The organism is Paenibacillus sp. sptzw28 (assembly GCF_019550795.1).
Classification (GTDB): Bacteria; Bacillota; Bacilli; order Paenibacillales; family Paenibacillaceae; genus Paenibacillus_Z.
This window is the reverse complement of record NZ_CP080545.1, coordinates 1,713,018-1,729,528: the sequence shown is the minus strand read 5'-3', so window position 1 is coordinate 1,729,528 and position 16,511 is coordinate 1,713,018. Positions and strand designations below refer to the sequence as shown.

Genomic DNA, 16,511 nt, shown 5'->3' with positions numbered 1-16,511 from the left:
CTTAGGAACTATTTTCCGCACTTGAAATACAAGACCGGTAATTGTTTCCAAGCCCCACGCAATTGTTTCTTATCATGAACCGGCTTTTCTCAAGCACGACAGCTGCCGTACTGCCGCCATGCCGGTCTCCGCACTGCCTTAAATCCTCAAGAAAAAACAAGCGGACCTCACAATCCCGGTCGCGCTCGCTTATCACCTCGTATGCTTTTCAAAAAAAACGGGTCCCGCTGGTGCAGACCGACTCAAACTCAGTGCGGATCAAACGCCGAAACGGCAATACTGCCCGTTGGCAAGGTTGCATTCGCCCATAAAAGGGTAACGAAATTTCGCGTATATATGAGTGCTCATCGAGATTTACGGGTACCTTGTCGTGTTTCCGACAACTATATGTCTTGCCATGCCGGGACGCCGGTCTCGGGCCCATCAGAGCGGATCTCATCCGTATATTGTCCTTTTTGCGTCACCTTCATGAGAGTATCGTAACGGTTTGTCGCATCAAGAACCGATTGATAATCTTCTTTGTCGACGTAAGGATAAGCGACAATATCACCCGTATGGAAGTACAGATGAAGAGTTGACTCATCCTCATTGTAAGAGCAAAAGGCAATTTGTTTCGATTCCACCGGTAAAAGCATAGAAACGCCTCCTCCATCATGTCGTATTTTCGCCATACCCTTTCGTTCCCCAATCCGTCATTCTTATATTGAAATCACACTCCCTTGTGATTGGTAACATCCTCACGCTTGCGCACAGCTGCAAATGCCCATCAACGGCCTGAACTATCCGCCAATGCTGGGCATTTGTCGCTAATTGGGTAAAGGTCGGACGGGCTATAATATATTCTTACCCGCATTTATACGGGTTTGGAACACCTTGGACGATTTATAACTTGGTAAAATGAGGAAAAATTTTCGGAGGCGGGGCTTTGGGGCACAACAGTAAACGCATTCAGCCCTCAGTTGCATAATATATGCCGATTGAGCTTTGTTTTAGAATCACCGACAGCAGCAATATGTCTAAAAATCAAAAAAAACCGGCGTCCCGGACGCCGGTTTTATTCAATAATTTTGCAGCTTGCACGTTTTTTGACGATGGTTGATTCAATCATACTGCAGCATGGACGTTGTCTTAACGACCTGTGATACAATGATTTTGCAGCTTACGTCTTCTTACCGTCGGCCCGGCAGCTGTTCAATGAGCCCGAGCGGCTCTACGTGAACATGGACGCTCATAATGTTATGCTTGCGCTCCATTCTACGTTCGATCTCGTCGCTGATCCGGTGACTCTCGACAAGCGATAAATTTGGATCGACCTGTACGACAACGTCGATCAAGACATTGCTTCCATGTACGCGGGCCTTTATATCCTTAATGGAGCGCACACCCTTGGTATGTTCGATTGTACCGCGCAGCGAACGCAGATCCTTCTGATTGAACCCGTCGGTCAATGCATGTGTCGAGCTGTAAAATATTTCCCAGGCGGTCTTGCAAATAATAAGGCCGACGGCCAGTGCAGCCACCGGGTCCAACCATGGCATACCGAGCCGAGCGCCAATAATACCTACTGCCGCGCCGACGCTTACCAGCGCGTCGGACAGGTTGTCTTTGGCCGCCGCCATAAGGGCGTGGTTATTTATCCTTTTGGCCAGCCTGCGGTTATACAGGTACACCCCGGCCATCGCAACTGCAGAGCCGAGCGCTACCCATACCGATAGCAAACCGGGAGCGGCTCGATCGCCCGCAAATAACGATTGCACCGCGCTAATCAACACCTGCAAACCTACCGTGGCCATAATGAAGGAGGCAATCAGCGCAGCAATCGTCTCTGCGCGAAAATGTCCGTAAGGATGATCTTCATCCGGCGGCTTTTGCGAAATGCGCAGTCCGATCAACACCGCCGTTGAAGCAATGATGTCCGTCAAATTATTGAAGCCGTCGGCAACCAGCGCAGCGGATGCAAAGCCGTATCCGGCTGCAAGCTTACATCCCGACAACACAATATAAGCGCCGATGCTGACCCAGGCTCCTTTTTCCCCTTGTCTGATTTCCTGATACTGATCCAACAGGTCGCGCACCCCTTTCTTATGTAAATGCGGCAGAGCCGCAGTACGCTGCTCAGGCTCACGTTACCCGTATCATACTAAATCATAATCGTGTGGGTCTAGAGAAACAGTGTTGGCAAAGGCGTCACTTTTATGCCGCCGCGCAACTTGTTTGAGCGTGCTCAAAACAAGCTTGCGTCCAATACTCGGCTTCCTAGCGTGTGTAAACAAGCTTGCACCTGCTGCCCGAAACAAGCTTGCGTCCATCCCCGGCTTCCGTTGTTGTCTTTTGTTCGACCAATCAACAATGTCCTCAAGACTGGTTCGGGCTGCGACCCGATACCCGTTCCTTTTGCCTCCCGGCGTAATTACGACCATTCCCATATAAGGTAGTTCATTTCCCCTTCGATTATCATGATTAGTGTGCAGCTTGCCCCGGTTTCTATTCTAATTGAGTGCTATTTTTGTTTCTCATCAAGTTCTGAAAGATGGGAGCAAGGCAAGACAAAAGGGTTACTTGGAATATGGTGTTAATTTGAGAGCTTCATTGGTCAAATAGCGTTTATTCAAACCGATATTTCGCTGAATAGCAAAAAACCCGCTGGATGCGGGTAATGGCAATAATGGATGCCTATTTTTCAATTAATGCTGCTGCATAAATTCCCCTGTCCTCCGGCCTTGATGTCCGGCCTTTTTTTTGAAGACCGCCTTTTGCAGCACCAGCGGCAGCCCGCCAATAATAAACAGATATCTCATATCGATTACTTTCTTCATCAGCACGGCGAATTTCCCGGTCACCTTCCATTGCTTAATGACTCCGACCGCTTCTCCTTTGCCGAGTGAAGCTACCGTTCCTTTATCGTCATACTCAAAGCTGCGCAACGGCCGGCTTCGGACATCATTAATTAAGTTCGCGGCCACGTTAAACCCTTGCTGGACGGCAATTTGCGCGCTCGCCGGATATGGCTTGCCTTCACCGTTCAACACAGCCGAGCAATCACCGGTAATATAAACATCCGGATATTGCAGCGAGCGCAAATATTCGTCCACTTTCACCCGGCCTCGGGTCGTGTCAAAGCCGGCCTGCTCCAGCAGGGTGTTGCCTCTTATGCCGCCTGACCAGACAACCATTCCCGCTTGAATAAACTCATCGTTACTCAACAAAACACCGTCCCGGGTAATCTCTTTTATCGATGTTGAAAGTTTATAAGTTACACCTTTGCGGCGGAGCACATTCATGCCGTACTGAGCCATATCTGCCGGGAAACCGGGTGGAAGCGCGGCAGGGGCCGCTTCAACATTGTAAATTCGCACAGATGAACGTTCCACTCCGTATTCCTTGCATAAAGCCGGTATTCGGTCGGCCAGCTCACCGACGAACTCCGTACCGGTAAAGCCCGCTCCTCCGACCACAAAAGTCAAATAATCGCCGCTGTGAGGCTCTTCCTGGAATTTCGCGAACATCGACTCAATCTGCCGCCGAATCAACCGAACGCTGTTAATGCTGCGGATCGCCATAGCGTATTCCTTCAAGCCTGGAATACCGAACGTCTCCATCTCACTGCCAAGGCCGACTACCAGGTAATCGTACGAGATAATGCCGTCCTCCAAAACAACGCTTTTTTCCTCCGGCTTGATTTGCAGCACGGTCGATTTGACGAATTTTACCTTGCTCTGATTCAGAAGATTGTTGATCGGCACTCGTGCATTGTCGGGATGATCCGTACCTGCTGCAGGCATATGCAGATGAGTTGTGATGAAATGATAGCTATGCTTATTGACCAGCGTCACGTCCAATTCGTTGTACCTCAATTTTTTCTGCAGCCGAATTGCCGTGACTAACCCACCGTACCCCGCTCCAAGAATAACGACCCTCGGTACCTTTTTCATGGTTTACCGCCCTCCGCCTAGTTTTATATTGTGAATTTAATCACAAATACTTCCAAAGAAATAATTGTGAAATTAATCACAATATCCCTGAAAAAAAAACACTCGTGAATCAAATCTGAGTTTCTAGGTTAAATGAAAGGTTTTTTTGTGAAATAAATCACATTGTTTACTTATCACCATTATATGCAAAGCTTCTCAACTTGTAAACGACATTCGCATAAAAGGCGCTGTTTTCTTGAAATATAATAAAAGACCGCTCATAATAACAAGCGGTCGACAAAGCCTGTGATGCTATTTACGCCCGGAACCCGGCGCGGCATGTCACATTGATTCATCGTCATCAGCCGGGCTTCCGCCGGTCAGCCTGCCGCCGCAAGATATGCAATGCTTGGCGGAGAGCTCATTCTCGGTAGAGCAATGACTGCAGATGACACGGATTTCGGCGACAGTAGAATCAGGCTTTGGTTCGTCGGGAAACTGCGTGCCACAATCCGGGCAGAAGCGGGCGTTAAGCGGGACCACTTTAGCGCACGTCGGGCATGTTTTCTCGAATCGGATATTCTTGATTCTTTCCTCCATAAATTGAATTTCGGTATGCACCTCATCCAGCTGCCTGCAGTAGTTTACGACTGCTTCCTCGGATTCCGCTATATTGCCGGCCTGATGGGATTGGTAAATCGATGCCCCGATTTCATAGAGCAGTTTATCCATATCCTTCTCTTTACCGGATATTTGTGCCTTAAGCTTTGTGATTTCCACTGTTTGCTGCGCTTTCCTGGCAGCCTCGGATGCGCTTTGCTTTACTTTATCGAATAAGGACATGGTGGTTCGTCTCCTTTATGATGGTCGTTCTTGGTATGCACTTATTTTAACACAGGAAGGGCACGTACTGCTTGCCGGGCGAAGCGGGTGACCCCAGCTTATTTTCGGGCACACGAAAAGGCGGTCGCTTTACGGGTTAATCTCCGGAAAGTGACCGCCTCAAGCTATATAAAATCCTTAAGCCGCCTTCTTATTCCGCCGGGTACATCCGCTCGCGCAGCGCTTTAATCTCCGCGCTTTCGAGGTATTCATCATACGACATTATTCGGTCGATGATTCCGTTTGGAGTTATTTCAATAATGCGGTTCGCAATCGTTTGGACGAACTGATGGTCATGCGAGGTGAAAATGAGTGTTCCGTCAAAATCGATGAGACCGTTATTAAGCGCCGTGATCGACTCCAGATCAAGATGGTTTGTCGGTTCATCCATCAGCAGTACGTTGGCGCCCGACAGCATCATCTTCGACAGCATACAGCGAACCTTCTCGCCCCCCGACAGTACGCTGGCTTTCTTGAGCGCTTCGTCGCCCGAGAAAAGCATCCGCCCCAGGAAGCCGCGAATGAAGCTCTCGTCCTGATCCTTCGAGTATTGGCGAAGCCAGTCGACCAGGTTCATTTCGACGCCTTCAAAGAATGCCGCATTATCCTTCGGAAAATAAGCCTGAGTTGTCGTAATGCCCCACTGGAAGGTGCCGGCATCGGCTTCCAATTCGCCAGTAAGCAGCTGGAACAAAATCGTCTTAGGCAGCGTGTTCGGTCCAACGAGAGCGATTTTGTCGCCTTTATTGATTGTCAGCGTCAAGTTGTCAATCAGCTTCTCTCCGTCGATCGCTTTCGTCAAGCCTTCAGTGAGCAGCAGCTGTTTGCCCGCTTCGCGTTCCGGCTTAAAGTTGATAAACGGATATTTGCGGTTCGACGGACGAATATCGTCCAGCGAAATCTTGTCGAGCAGCTTCTTCCGGGAAGTTGCCTGCTTGGACTTGGATTTGTTGGCGCTGAAGCGTTGAATGAACGCCTGAAGCTCCTTTATTTTGTCTTCCTTCTTCTTGTTCGCATCCCTCATAAGCGTCAGAGCCAACTGACTCGACTCGTACCAGAAGTCGTAGTTGCCGACGTACAGCTGGATTTTACCGAAATCAATGTCCGCGATATGCGTACAAACCTGATTAAGGAAGTGCCGGTCATGGGATACGACGATAACGGTGCCTTCATAGCCGGCGAGGAAATCTTCCAGCCAATGAATCGATTCCATATCCAGATGGTTGGTAGGCTCATCGAGCAGCAATATCTGAGGGCTGCCGAACAGCGCCTGCGCAAGCAGCACCCGGACCTTCTCGTTACCGGAAAGCTCCGCCATCATTTTGTCATGCATTTCCGGCGGAATGCCAAGACCATTGAGCATGCCGGCCGCTTCGGACTCCGCTTCCCAGCCGTTCATATCGGCGAACTCCGCTTCAAGCTCGCCCGCCCGCATGCCGTCTTCATCGGTAAATTCCGCTTTGGCGTAGATTGCATCTTTCTCTTTCATTACCTCATAGAGCTTCTTATGGCCCATGATAACGGTCTCGAGCACGCGGAACTCATCGTATTCGTAATGGTTCTGCTTGAGCACGGCGAGCCGTTCGCCCGGCGTAATATGGACTTCGCCGCCCGTCTGCTCGACCTCTCCCGATAATATCTTCAGAAAAGTAGATTTGCCTGCTCCGTTTGCTCCGATCAGACCATAGCAATTGCCAGGCGTGAACTTGATATTTACATCTTCAAATAGCGCCCGCTTACCGTAACGAAGCGTAACGCCGCTTGTGCTAATCATTGTGTGTGATCCCGTCCTTCACTCAAAAATCTTGTTCATCACACCATTATAGCATAACGACGCGAATTATTCCCACGTCAGCTTCACTTCGCCGCCCGTTTTCGACGATTCGTAAATGGCATCCAAAATCCGGTTATTGGTATAGCCCGAGAGCGCAGTCGTGATCGGCTCCTTGCCTTCCCGGATACATTCGAGAAAATGCTTGCTGAGAAGCGTCCGGGAATCTTCTCCTTCTAGCGGAGCAAGCGAAGATTCAATAATGATATTACCTTCGTGGGACACCAGCTTGCCGGTGCTGCCCACCATTGATCCCCCGCCCTCGGTACCCATCAAATATACGAAAGGATCTTCGGATAGCCCGGCGGTGTGGGCCGCCCAGCTCACTTCCAGAGACAGCGTCGCGCCATTGTCGAATTTTATGAGCGCAGAAGCAAGATCCTCCACGTCGTAGTAGCCTTCCCAATTTGGCGTGCCCCAGTTGCCGATGCCCTGCCGTCTCGGTCCGAATTCCGCATAAGTCGAGCCGAAAACGGAAACCGGCTTTGGATTCCCCATCAGGTAAAGGGTCAGATCGAGCATATGTACGCCGATGTCGATCAGTGGGCCCCCGCCTGATTCTTCCATGCGGGTAAACCAGGAGCCCCAGCCCGGAATGCCTTTCTTGCGCAGCCAGCCGGTCTTGGCATTATATATAGTGCCGAGTTTGCCGTTCTCGATTTCCTGTTTCAGCGCGCGGGACAGACCTTCCCAGCGCATTTGATGCGCCATCATCAGAACTTTGCCCGATTTCTCCTTGGCTTCGAGGATTTGACGCGCTGAATCGGAGTTGGTCGACATCGGTTTCTCCAGCAGAACATGTTTTCCCTGCCCAAGCGCTTCAATCGCCAGCGGCGCGTGAAATTTATTGGGAACCGCGATAACAACCGCGTCGATGCCCGGGTCCAGCAGCAGCGCTTCCGGAGATTGATGAACCTGCGGAATACGGTGTTCCTCGGCACGCTGCTGTGCAAGCGGAAGGAACGTGTCTGTAATGGCGGCTACGACCGCACCTTCAAGCTTGCTGAATGCGCCCATATGTGCATTGCCGATGGCGCCTGCGCCGATAATGCCGATTCTGACGGATTGACTCATAATGATCGGTAGACCTCCTCGTTTGTTTACTTCCAGTTATTGATTGTTTCGTTCATTTTATCTATGGCTGCTTTCCTGCTATTTTGCAGTATATACAATGCAGATGAATGATAACAGACCTTCAAGTGGCGATTTATCACTCCGATTTTGGCATCAGCCCCGCCCGCACTAGTGCAATAAGTGATCTCGATATCTTGGCCTTCCTGCTATCTGGACAACCAAAGGCGCATGAGAGCAAGCAGCTGATTCATATCAATGGGCTTGCTTATATAATCGGATGCTCCGGCCTCCAAACATTTCTCACGATCCTCCTTCATCGCCTTTGCCGTCAGTGCGATGATCGGCAGCCGTTCAAGCTTAAGAACCTGGCGGATATTGCGCATCGTTTCATATCCGTCCATAACCGGCATCATGATGTCCATCAGGACTAGATCAATATCGGTTTCTTTGTCTAACAGATCCAAGCATTCCCGGCCGTCATGGGCGGCAAGAACGGTAAATCCTTCGCTCTCCAGCGCGCTCTTAAGCGCGAATACGTTGCGGATATCTTCATCGACGATCAGCACCTTGTTCTTCTTGAAGCCCTCGGAAGCGGGGTAGACGGAAGTAAAGCTGACGTGGCTTTCTTCTCCCGCCGCACATTCCGATTGCGCGATCAAGTGCTCGTTCACTTCTTCTTCAAGGGACGGAATCACCAGTGTAAACGTACTTCCCTCGCCTTCAACGCTCTTCACGTCTATACGGCCGCCAAGCAGGCCGGCGAGCTCTCTGCTGATCGACAACCCAAGTCCGGTGCCGCCATATTGGCGGCTGGTTGTCCCGTCAGCTTGTTGAAATGCCTCAAATATTAGCGCCTGCTTCTTTCTGGAAATGCCAATTCCCGTATCGGTGACGGAGATTGCCAGCACGTTGGACGGCTTTCGCGGCCAGGAACCGAACATTTCGCTCGTCAGCTCCGCGGCTGCCATACTGATGTTGAGAACGACTCCGCCGCTGCGTGTAAACTTAAATGCATTGGAGAGCAGATTTTTTACAATTTGCAGAAGACGCTGTGTATCGGTATAGAACAGCCGGTCGATATCGGGATCAAGCAGAATCGAGAATGTCAGCCCTTTCCGCTCGGCGATCTGCGAGAATTGATGATTTAAAATGGAAGGCAGTTCGGTTATGTTCATCGCTTCTATAAACACATCCATTTTACCCGACTCTACCTTGGACAAATCCAATATATCGTTAATCAGATTGAGCAAATCTTCTCCCGCCGAATAAATGACCCGTGCGTACTCCTGTTCTTCGGGAGTGTGGGTACCGCTCCGGTTCTCAGCAAGCATCTGGGATAAAATGAGCATGCTGTTAAGCGGCGTGCGCAGCTCATGGGACATATTCGCCAGGAATTGGGATTTGTACTGAGAGCTTTGCTCGAGCTGCTCCGCATGCTTCTCGAGTTCACTTCTCGTCTTCTCCAGTTCCCTTGATTTCTCTTCCGCGTAACGGTTCTGCTCCTCCAGATGCTCATTCGCGATTCGCAGTTCTTCCTGCTGGGATTGTAATTCTTCTGACTGAAGCTGCAGCTCTTCGGTCAATAACTGAGAGTCCTTCAGCAATCTTTCGATTTCCATCCGGCTCTCCACACTGTTGACCGCCGTGCCAAATGTCTTAAGAATATTTTCCAGAAGCAGCCGGTGTGAATCGGTGAACGTTTCCAGGGTCGCAAGCTCTATGACTGCAGCAACCTCGCCTTCAAATTCGGCGGGCACGATCAAAGTCCGGGTCGCGCCTGCTTCTCTCGAACTCGAACCATCTTCCGGGATCTGGTCGATCTGAATAGGGGTTCGGTCCTTAGCGCACTGGCCGATAAGGCCCTCACCCAGACCAAAGCTATCGGCGCCAACGTCGGCTCCGCTGGAGGTAAAAGATGCGAATTTCACCATTCTCACCTCGTCTTCCTGGCGCGAACGGACGTAAACTACTCCGTAAGAGGCATTCAGCATGGGGGAAATTTTCCCGATGAAAAGCTTTGCCAAGGTCTGAATATCCGATACCCCTTGATACATGCTGACGACTTCCGTGAGCCTGGACTGCATCCAGTTCTGCCGCTCCTGCGACTCAAGCAGCCTATTGGTAGCCAAGGCAAGGTCGCGAATCTCATCCTTCGTCGTGACTTCGATTCTGCGCTTCAAATCCCCGCCGGACGAGGCAATTTCCGATATCGTCTTGGTGACTTCCTTGATTGTATTGACAATGGACCGGGAAATAAAGATAGCCGCCAGGACCGAAATAATAGAAACGGCGATAAGCAGGACGAACATGCCTATTTTCAAATATCGGTTTTGCGCGTCCAGTCGGTCTGCCCGGTTTTTGGTCAGTAGTTTCTCGGCGTTGCGAAAATCCTCGAACTGAGTACGTATAAGATCCATATCTTTTTTGCCCGGGTCCGTTTTAAAATAATCGAAGATTTCCGACGTCTTGTTTTCCTTCTTGAGCGCTATCGTAGGCTCGCCGGCAACCCGGATCCAGTGCTCAAGGTTGACCTTCAACGTCTCCAGCTTCTTCTGCTGCTCCGGATAATTGGCTACAAGCTCGTAAAGACGGTTATATTCATTCTCCCAATCCTTTAGTGCCGCGTAATACGGCTCCAGATAGCTGGTATCTCCTGTGATGATATAGCCCTGCTGGCCGGTCTCCATATCGAGGAAGTCTTTTTCGATAAGGTTGGTTAAATTATGGACCTCCACGTCATGCTCCGAAATGAAATCGATTTCGTTCTGCAGTGACGATATTCGGCCCGATACGATGAACACCGATACGGCGAGGCATAGAATAACGACAATATAACCGATGAAAATCTTCGATCGAATGCTTCGTCCTATGTTAATCATCATTATGTCGGCTCCTACCTTGAGTGAAATGGAAATTGGATCTTTGTCATCGGACAGCCAGGTACTTCTTCCTAAATAATAACCTATTTTTTTAATGGAAGCCATTTGCCAAGTCGGCTGTTTGTGATGACCCGGATAATTAGTTACACTGGTAGTTGAAGGACCAAAGGATCGGAGGAATTGTCATGAAGTTGTTATCGATTGAGCCGACTCCAAGCCCGAATTCGATGAAGCTTAATGTGGATGAAAGGCTTGCCGCGGGCCGGCGAGTCAGCTATACGCGGGACAATGCCGCCGGCGCGCCGGAGCCGCTGCGCGGGCTGCTGGCGATCGAAGGCGTGCGCGGACTGTTCCGCACGGCGGATTTTATCGCGCTCGACCGCAAGCCGGGCGCGGATTGGGGGCGAATTCTGGCAGCTGCGCGCGCCCTGCTGCAAAATGGAGAAGAGGGATCGGCCGCGTCCGATTCGGCTGTGCCGCAGGAGCACTTCGGCGAAGCGCACGCATTCGTGCAGCTGTACCGGGGTATCCCGATGCAGGTTCGCGTCCGATTCGGAGACCGCGAGGTCCGGGCTGCCATGTCAGACCGGTTCACGCAAGCGGTGACGGCTGCGGCCGCCTCGTCTATGATCCGCGAGCGCAAGCTCGAAGAGCTCGGGGTTCGCTACGGCGAGCCCGAGGAGATCGCCGCTGAGCTTGTTAAGGAACTGGAAGCCGCTTACCCACAGGAGCGGTTGAATGAACTCGTCACCGTCGCCGCCTCACAGGGCACAGGTGACGAAAGCGGCCAGCCCCCCGCACCCGTACGTCCCGCGCCGCTGACGGTAGAGCAGCTCGCGGCACGGCTGCGCTCGCCGGAGTGGAGCGACCGGTATGAGGCGCTGTCGCGTACATCGCCGGAACCTGATATGCTTCCGCTGCTGGCAGAAGCGGTTCACGACGATAATGTCTCTATCCGGAGACTGGCCGTCGTCTACCTCGGCGAGCTTCGTTTGCCTGAAGCAATGCCGCTCCTGTTCGCGGCGCTCCGCGATTCGTCGGCCTCCGTGCGGCGAACCGCAGGCGACACTCTGTCCGATCTGGGCGATCCGTCGGCCGTCGGCCCGATGATCGAAGCACTGCGCGACCGCAATAAGCTTGTCCGCTGGCGAGCGGCACGTTTTCTCTATGAGGCCGGGGATCATTCGGCGTCGGAAGCGCTGCGCGAAGCGTCGGAAGACCCGGAATTCGAGGTCAGCCTGCAGGCCCGGATTGCGCTTGAGAGGATCGAACGCGGCGAAGAAGCTGCCGGCTCGGTGTGGCAGCAGATGACGTCGCGCAAACGCGAAGCCGGAAGCGAGTAGAAAATCCTGTAATGAAAAACAAGCTGCCTTGGCGGATATTACCGCTTTGGCAGCTTAATAAATATCAGCCGCTGACATTAGCGGCCGGGTATGGTTTGACCCAATCATGGTCAACCTGCATTTGCTTATCGCTTTTCAAGAAATAATTGTAGCTCACTGCGCCCGGCCTGTCAGGCGTCGGATCGTCCCACGTGGCATCCAGATGGTACCACTCCGACCCCAAACGAACCAGGTTCCACACATGGCTGCCTGAGCTGACGCTTCCTTCGATGATGCGGGACTCGATACCCGCCGTTTCCAGCATTCTATACATAAGAAGCGAATAGCCTTGGCATACGGCCTGACCGGATTTTACCGCGTCATATGCGGTATATCGCTCCAGCGATTGGTCGTAAGCAACGTTCATTACGATCCAGTCATGGATCGCTTTGATTTTGTCCCGCTGTGACATGGACGGTTTAATAATCGTGAAGAGCACGGCGCTGACCTTCTCCTGCACCTTCTTGTTCTCAGCCGCGGACTCGCGGTATTGAACGGAAACTTTAATGTCGGCGGTCGAGCCCCAGGTTCGTATCGTGTATATATAGGAATCGACTATGTATGCGATATAATCGTCCGCTGCAAACACTTCCTTCAGCAGCCTGCCGATATTAGCCGACAACTGTTGTTTATCTCCGGAGTAACCGACGGCAATATCGGTCTTCTGCAGCATAACCTGCTTCTGCAATTCGTCTTCAAGCTCATTCAGAGAGGAAACACTCGATGCTGCTTTCGCTTGTACAAAGCTGAAATCCCACTTGATTGCAAAAGCGAGCAGCACTACGAGTATGCCGGCCAAGCTTATTAGTTTGCCCATACCTCGTCTCCCATTTGATCCAGTTTGTTCCATTATAACGAAAGCCTGTTTTGGAATAAAGCACTCCCGGGAAAAATACTAAAAAGCCCGGACGTACCGGGCTTTAATAGAGTACTATGATTAACTTGGCGGTCAAGCAATTCTCTTACGTATATAACCGGAGATCATGTCAATCACGGTTACCATCACAATAATACCAAGCAGAATGATGCCGACGCGGTCCCAGTCGCGGCTGCTAAGGGCAAAAATCAACGGGGTGCCGATCCCGCCCGCTCCAATGACACCCAGTATGGTCGCTGAACGGACATTGATTTCAAACCGGTATAAGGAGTAGGAAAGAAATCCCGGCAGTACCTGCGGGATAACCGCGAACCAGAGAATTTGCAGACGGTTGGCCCCGGTAGCTATTAAAGCCTCAGTCGGTCCCGTATCCATATTCTCCACTTCTTCCGAAAACAGCTTGCCCAGCATACCGATGGAATGAAGCCCAAGCGCCAACGCTCCGGCGAAGGAGCCGGGTCCCACGGCTTTAATAAATAATATCGCCATAATAATTTCCGGAAACGTACGGATGAAGCTGAGCAGAAATTTGCCCGCACCCGATATCGTTTTGTGCTTGCTCATGTTGGCAGCCGCCCAGAATGCGAACGGGACACAAAGGAAGCTGGAAATGAACGTGCCCAGTACGGCTATTGCCAGTGTGTCAAGCAAACCCCTGAGCAAATCTTCTCCATCAGGCAAATAGACGTAGCCCCAATCCGGCGAGAAAATTCCGCTCGCGATTGAGCGCGCAATTTGCCCGGCCGTTTCTTTCAAACCTGTGAACGGAATTCCGGTAAACGTCCAGATATATATAAGCGAGAGCGCAATATAGACGAACCATCTTTTTTTCATTGTCATAATAATTTCTCCCGCAGCCTCGTACTTGTATAATCGATCACCAAGACGACCGCCAGCGTGAAAATAATGATGGTGTTGGTTTTGTCATACTCGAGAAATCCGAGCGTTTTCTCGTAGTAATGACCGATTCCGCCTGCTCCGACCAGTCCCAGCACCGCAGCAGCCCGAACGTTGATTTCGAACGCATACAAGACATATGAAATAAAATTCGCCATTACTTGAGGTACTACGCCGAATACAATCCACTGTATCTTATTGGCTCCGACCGACGTCATCGCCTCGAGCGGTCCTTGATCGATTGTTTCTATGGATTCAAACGTTAATTTGGCGATAAGACCCAATGAAAACAAGGTCAAGGCAAAAATACCGGGCAGCGGTCCCAAACCGAAGACGGCGACAAAGATAGATGCAAGCAGCAAATCGGGAATGGTCCGGATCAAATTCAGCACGAGTCGAACAGGGTAAAAGAGCCACGGCATTCTCACGATATTTCTTGCCGACAGGATTGCGACCGGTATAGCCAGGATGGCGCCGAACGTCGTCCCTGCGATCGCCATACGAATCGTTTCCAGCATCGCATCTACGATATTGTCGAAATAGCTCCACCTCGGCGGGAACATTTCCCCAAGCAGATCCATCATATTTGGAAGCCCGGAGATTAACTCTCCCAGTGAAGAGTCCGTACGGGCTGCGCTGCCCCAGATCAGAAGAATAATGAGAACAGCCGTCAAATAATGCTTGATCTTACCGGGCGGTTTCGGTAATTTTCTCTCATCGGCAGGATTCATAAATCAGGCTCCCCGAGCAGCTCGTCCGATTTGATCGGGCGTCCGTATATTTCCGCAAAACGCTCGTCCGTCGCTTCCGAAACCGGCCCGTCAAAGACCACCACACCTGAGCGCAATCCGATAATTCGGGTTGCGTATTCTCTGGCCAAATCGATATAGTGAAGATTCACAATGGTTGTTATGCCAAGCTCAAGATTGATCTTCTTCAGGTCATCCATAACTTGTTTCGTGGTGAGCGGATCTAACGAAGCAACCGGTTCGTCGGCCAGGATAATCTTCGCTTCCTGTGCCAGCACCCGGGCAATCGCCACGCGCTGCTGCTGCCCGCCGGACAGCTGATCCGCACGGGAGTATGCTTTCTCCGCAATATTGACGCGCTCCAAAGCCCGGAAAGCCAAATCCATATCGGCTTTCGGAAATAGGCCGAAGATAGTGCGCAGAGTCGAATGGTAGCCCACTCTTCCTGCCAGAACGTTCCTTAATACCGATGAACGCTTCACGAGATTAAAGCTCTGGAAGACCATCCCGATGCCGCGGCGGATTCGGCGCAGTGCGGCTCCTTTAGCTTTCGTGATGGAATGTCCGTCAATGACAATCTCCCCGCCCGTAATCTCGTGCAATCGGTTGATGGAGCGAAGAAGCGTTGATTTGCCGGCGCCGGACAATCCGACTATAACGACAAATTCGCCTTTGCCGATATTCAGGCTGATGCCGTTCAGACCTTTGGTTCCATTCGGATAGGTCTTGGATACATTGCGAATTTCGATCACTGGTTCAATCATCCCTTTGATGTGAGTTAAACAAAAACAGCCGGTACGAATAATAAGTACTCGACTGGCTAGCCCCGGTACTTGCGATGGGTGCTCCCGTTGCCCGGCTTCTTTCCTCAGCATAAAGCTTAAGGAAAAGCCGACAAAAGTCGCACCCATTCGCAGCACCTACACTGTATATAAAAGAAACGTGTTACTCGGTTTTCACTTTTTCCCCGTATTCGCGGACAATATTAAAGACACTGTCGTCCGACTTGACGTAACCCTCATGCGAGTATATTTCCTTGATTATCGCATGACCTGCCTCGTCTTTTCCGATATCGATAAAGGCGTTCTGAATTTTTTCAACCCATGCAGGGTCCATATCGGAGCGCACCGATATCGTGTCATTCGGAATTTTATCGGTAAAGGCAAGGACTCTCGTATCATCAAATACTTTCGGATAATCTTTAAGGACGACATTCCGGGCATCCTGGAACACAGCGGCAGCATCCACATCGCCGTTAAGCAGCGCGATAACGGCTTGATCATGACCTTTAACCGTTACAGGAACAACATCCTTCGACGGGTCGATCCCTGCATCCATAAGCGCAACGGCAGGCCATACATATCCGGCTGAGGATGTAACGTTCTGGAAGGCGATCTTCTTGCCTTTCAAATCGGCAAGGCTCTTGATATTGGAATCTTTCTTTACAATAAACATGGATTTATAGAAATCAACGAGATCTGTTGTCGGTTTGCCGGTGTTATCGTCCACTCCGAAGCGCTGCGCCTGGAGGATGACCTGAGCGGCTCCTTTATCTTTTGCCAGTACATATGTAGTCGGGGGAAGAAAGCCTACGTCCACTTTCTTGGAAGCCATCGCTTCAATAACTACGTTATAATCGGTAGATACGCTGACCTTTACCGGAATGCCAAGTCGGTCGCTCAGTAATTTCTCGAGCGGCTTTGCTTTAGCTTCAAGCGTGTCCGCGTTCTGGGAAGGCACGAATTGTACCGTGAGTGTCTCCGGGACATATCCGGCCGGTTTAGTGCCGGAATCCGCGCTTTTATTGGTGCCCGTATCAGCCGCTCCGCTGCCTTCGTTGGTTTTACTGCCGCATGCGCTGGCAATCAAGAGAATGACTAACAAGGGAAGCAGGATCTTCGTGAATTTGTTTAACATTGGTTGCCCTCCACTTTATCTTTGTATTTTTACCCCTATGAATATATCACATCAACCATTCTCTAGTTGTGATTTAATTGTTATAATAGCATGAATATTTTGTAAATAATAG

13 protein-coding genes are annotated in these 16,511 nt (G+C 50.9%); 1 reads left to right on the top strand and 12 read right to left on the bottom strand.

Annotation, left to right across the window (positions count from 1 at the left end):
* Positions 1-383: 383 nt before the first annotated feature.
* The 7 genes from KZ483_RS07795 to KZ483_RS07765 form a co-directional block, all read right to left on the bottom strand.
* Positions 384-635 carry a KTSC domain-containing protein gene (locus tag KZ483_RS07795; RefSeq protein WP_220352098.1) on the bottom strand — a complete coding sequence of 84 codons (252 nt, stop codon included), beginning with the start codon at positions 633-635 and terminating at the stop codon, positions 384-386.
* Between the two features lie 534 nt (positions 636-1,169).
* Positions 1,170-2,066, bottom strand: coding sequence for a cation diffusion facilitator family transporter (locus KZ483_RS07790; RefSeq protein WP_397376190.1), 897 nt, complete (start codon positions 2,064-2,066; stop codon positions 1,170-1,172).
* A gap of 618 nt (positions 2,067-2,684) precedes the next feature.
* A complete protein-coding gene (locus KZ483_RS07785) occupies positions 2,685-3,932 on the bottom strand; it encodes an NAD(P)/FAD-dependent oxidoreductase (RefSeq protein WP_220352097.1) in 1,248 nt (415 codons plus the stop codon).
* A gap of 321 nt (positions 3,933-4,253) precedes the next feature.
* On the bottom strand, positions 4,254-4,754 hold the full coding sequence (locus KZ483_RS07780) for a zinc ribbon domain-containing protein (RefSeq protein ID WP_220352096.1): 501 nt from the start codon (positions 4,752-4,754) through the stop codon (positions 4,254-4,256).
* 190 nt (positions 4,755-4,944) lie between these two features.
* Positions 4,945-6,567 (bottom strand): ABC-F family ATP-binding cassette domain-containing protein, encoded by a 1,623-nt coding sequence (locus KZ483_RS07775; protein WP_220352095.1) that lies wholly within the window; start codon positions 6,565-6,567, stop codon positions 4,945-4,947.
* Between the two features lie 66 nt (positions 6,568-6,633).
* Complete coding sequence (locus KZ483_RS07770) at positions 6,634-7,698, bottom strand: Gfo/Idh/MocA family protein (protein ID WP_220352094.1); 1,065 nt, start codon at positions 7,696-7,698, stop codon at positions 6,634-6,636.
* Positions 7,699-7,904: 206 nt separating this feature from the next.
* A complete protein-coding gene (locus KZ483_RS07765; RefSeq protein ID WP_220352093.1) occupies positions 7,905-10,580 on the bottom strand; it encodes a CHASE3 domain-containing protein in 2,676 nt (891 codons plus the stop codon).
* 182 nt (positions 10,581-10,762) lie between these two features.
* Between KZ483_RS07765 and KZ483_RS07760 the strand changes: the two genes are divergently transcribed.
* Entirely contained in the window at positions 10,763-11,920 is a 1,158-nt protein-coding gene (locus tag KZ483_RS07760) for a virulence factor (protein ID WP_220352092.1), read from the top strand.
* A gap of 64 nt (positions 11,921-11,984) precedes the next feature.
* Here KZ483_RS07760 and KZ483_RS07755 read toward each other — a convergent pair whose 3' ends face one another.
* The 5 genes from KZ483_RS07755 to KZ483_RS07735 all read right to left on the bottom strand — a co-directional run bounded on the left by KZ483_RS07755 (position 11,985) and on the right by KZ483_RS07735 (position 16,399).
* Positions 11,985-12,776 (bottom strand): transglutaminase domain-containing protein, encoded by a 792-nt coding sequence (locus KZ483_RS07755; RefSeq protein ID WP_220352091.1) that lies wholly within the window; start codon positions 12,774-12,776, stop codon positions 11,985-11,987.
* Positions 12,777-12,908: 132 nt separating this feature from the next.
* Positions 12,909-13,676: a phosphonate ABC transporter, permease protein PhnE gene (gene phnE, locus KZ483_RS07750; protein ID WP_220352090.1), complete on the bottom strand. Its 768-nt coding sequence runs from the start codon at positions 13,674-13,676 to the stop codon at positions 12,909-12,911.
* Positions 13,673-14,464 carry a phosphonate ABC transporter, permease protein PhnE gene (gene phnE, locus KZ483_RS07745; protein WP_220352089.1) on the bottom strand — a complete coding sequence of 264 codons (792 nt, stop codon included), beginning with the start codon at positions 14,462-14,464 and terminating at the stop codon, positions 13,673-13,675. Before phnE (KZ483_RS07745) ends, phnE (KZ483_RS07750) begins: the two co-directional genes overlap by 4 nt.
* Positions 14,461-15,234, bottom strand: coding sequence for a phosphonate ABC transporter ATP-binding protein (phnC, locus tag KZ483_RS07740; protein ID WP_220353319.1), 774 nt, complete (start codon positions 15,232-15,234; stop codon positions 14,461-14,463). Before phnC ends, phnE (KZ483_RS07745) begins: the two co-directional genes overlap by 4 nt.
* 193 nt (positions 15,235-15,427) lie before the next feature.
* Positions 15,428-16,399, bottom strand: a complete 972-nt coding sequence (locus tag KZ483_RS07735) for a phosphate/phosphite/phosphonate ABC transporter substrate-binding protein (protein ID WP_220352088.1) — start codon at positions 16,397-16,399, stop codon at positions 15,428-15,430.
* Positions 16,400-16,511: the final 112 nt, after the last annotated feature.

Bases quoted from the DNA above. Each gene is read 5' to 3' on its own strand.
- KZ483_RS07795 (WP_220352098.1), bottom strand. From the start codon at position 635: ATGCTTTTACCGGTGGAATCGAAACAAATTGCCTTTTGCTCTTACAAT.
- KZ483_RS07785 (WP_220352097.1), bottom strand. From the start codon at position 3,932: ATGAAAAAGGTACCGAGGGTCGTTATTCTTGGAGCGGGGTACGGTGGG.
- KZ483_RS07780 (WP_220352096.1), bottom strand. From the start codon at position 4,754: ATGTCCTTATTCGATAAAGTAAAGCAAAGCGCATCCGAGGCTGCCAGG.
- KZ483_RS07775 (WP_220352095.1), bottom strand. From the start codon at position 6,567: ATGATTAGCACAAGCGGCGTTACGCTTCGTTACGGTAAGCGGGCGCTA.
- KZ483_RS07770 (WP_220352094.1), bottom strand. From the start codon at position 7,698: ATGAGTCAATCCGTCAGAATCGGCATTATCGGCGCAGGCGCCATCGGC.
- KZ483_RS07765 (WP_220352093.1), bottom strand. From the start codon at position 10,580: ATGATGATTAACATAGGACGAAGCATTCGATCGAAGATTTTCATCGGT.
- KZ483_RS07760 (WP_220352092.1), top strand. From the start codon at position 10,763: ATGAAGTTGTTATCGATTGAGCCGACTCCAAGCCCGAATTCGATGAAG.
- KZ483_RS07755 (WP_220352091.1), bottom strand. From the start codon at position 12,776: ATGGGCAAACTAATAAGCTTGGCCGGCATACTCGTAGTGCTGCTCGCT.
- phnE (WP_220352090.1), bottom strand. From the start codon at position 13,676: ATGACAATGAAAAAAAGATGGTTCGTCTATATTGCGCTCTCGCTTATA.
- phnE (WP_220352089.1), bottom strand. From the start codon at position 14,464: ATGAATCCTGCCGATGAGAGAAAATTACCGAAACCGCCCGGTAAGATC.
- KZ483_RS07735 (WP_220352088.1), bottom strand. From the start codon at position 16,399: ATGTTAAACAAATTCACGAAGATCCTGCTTCCCTTGTTAGTCATTCTC.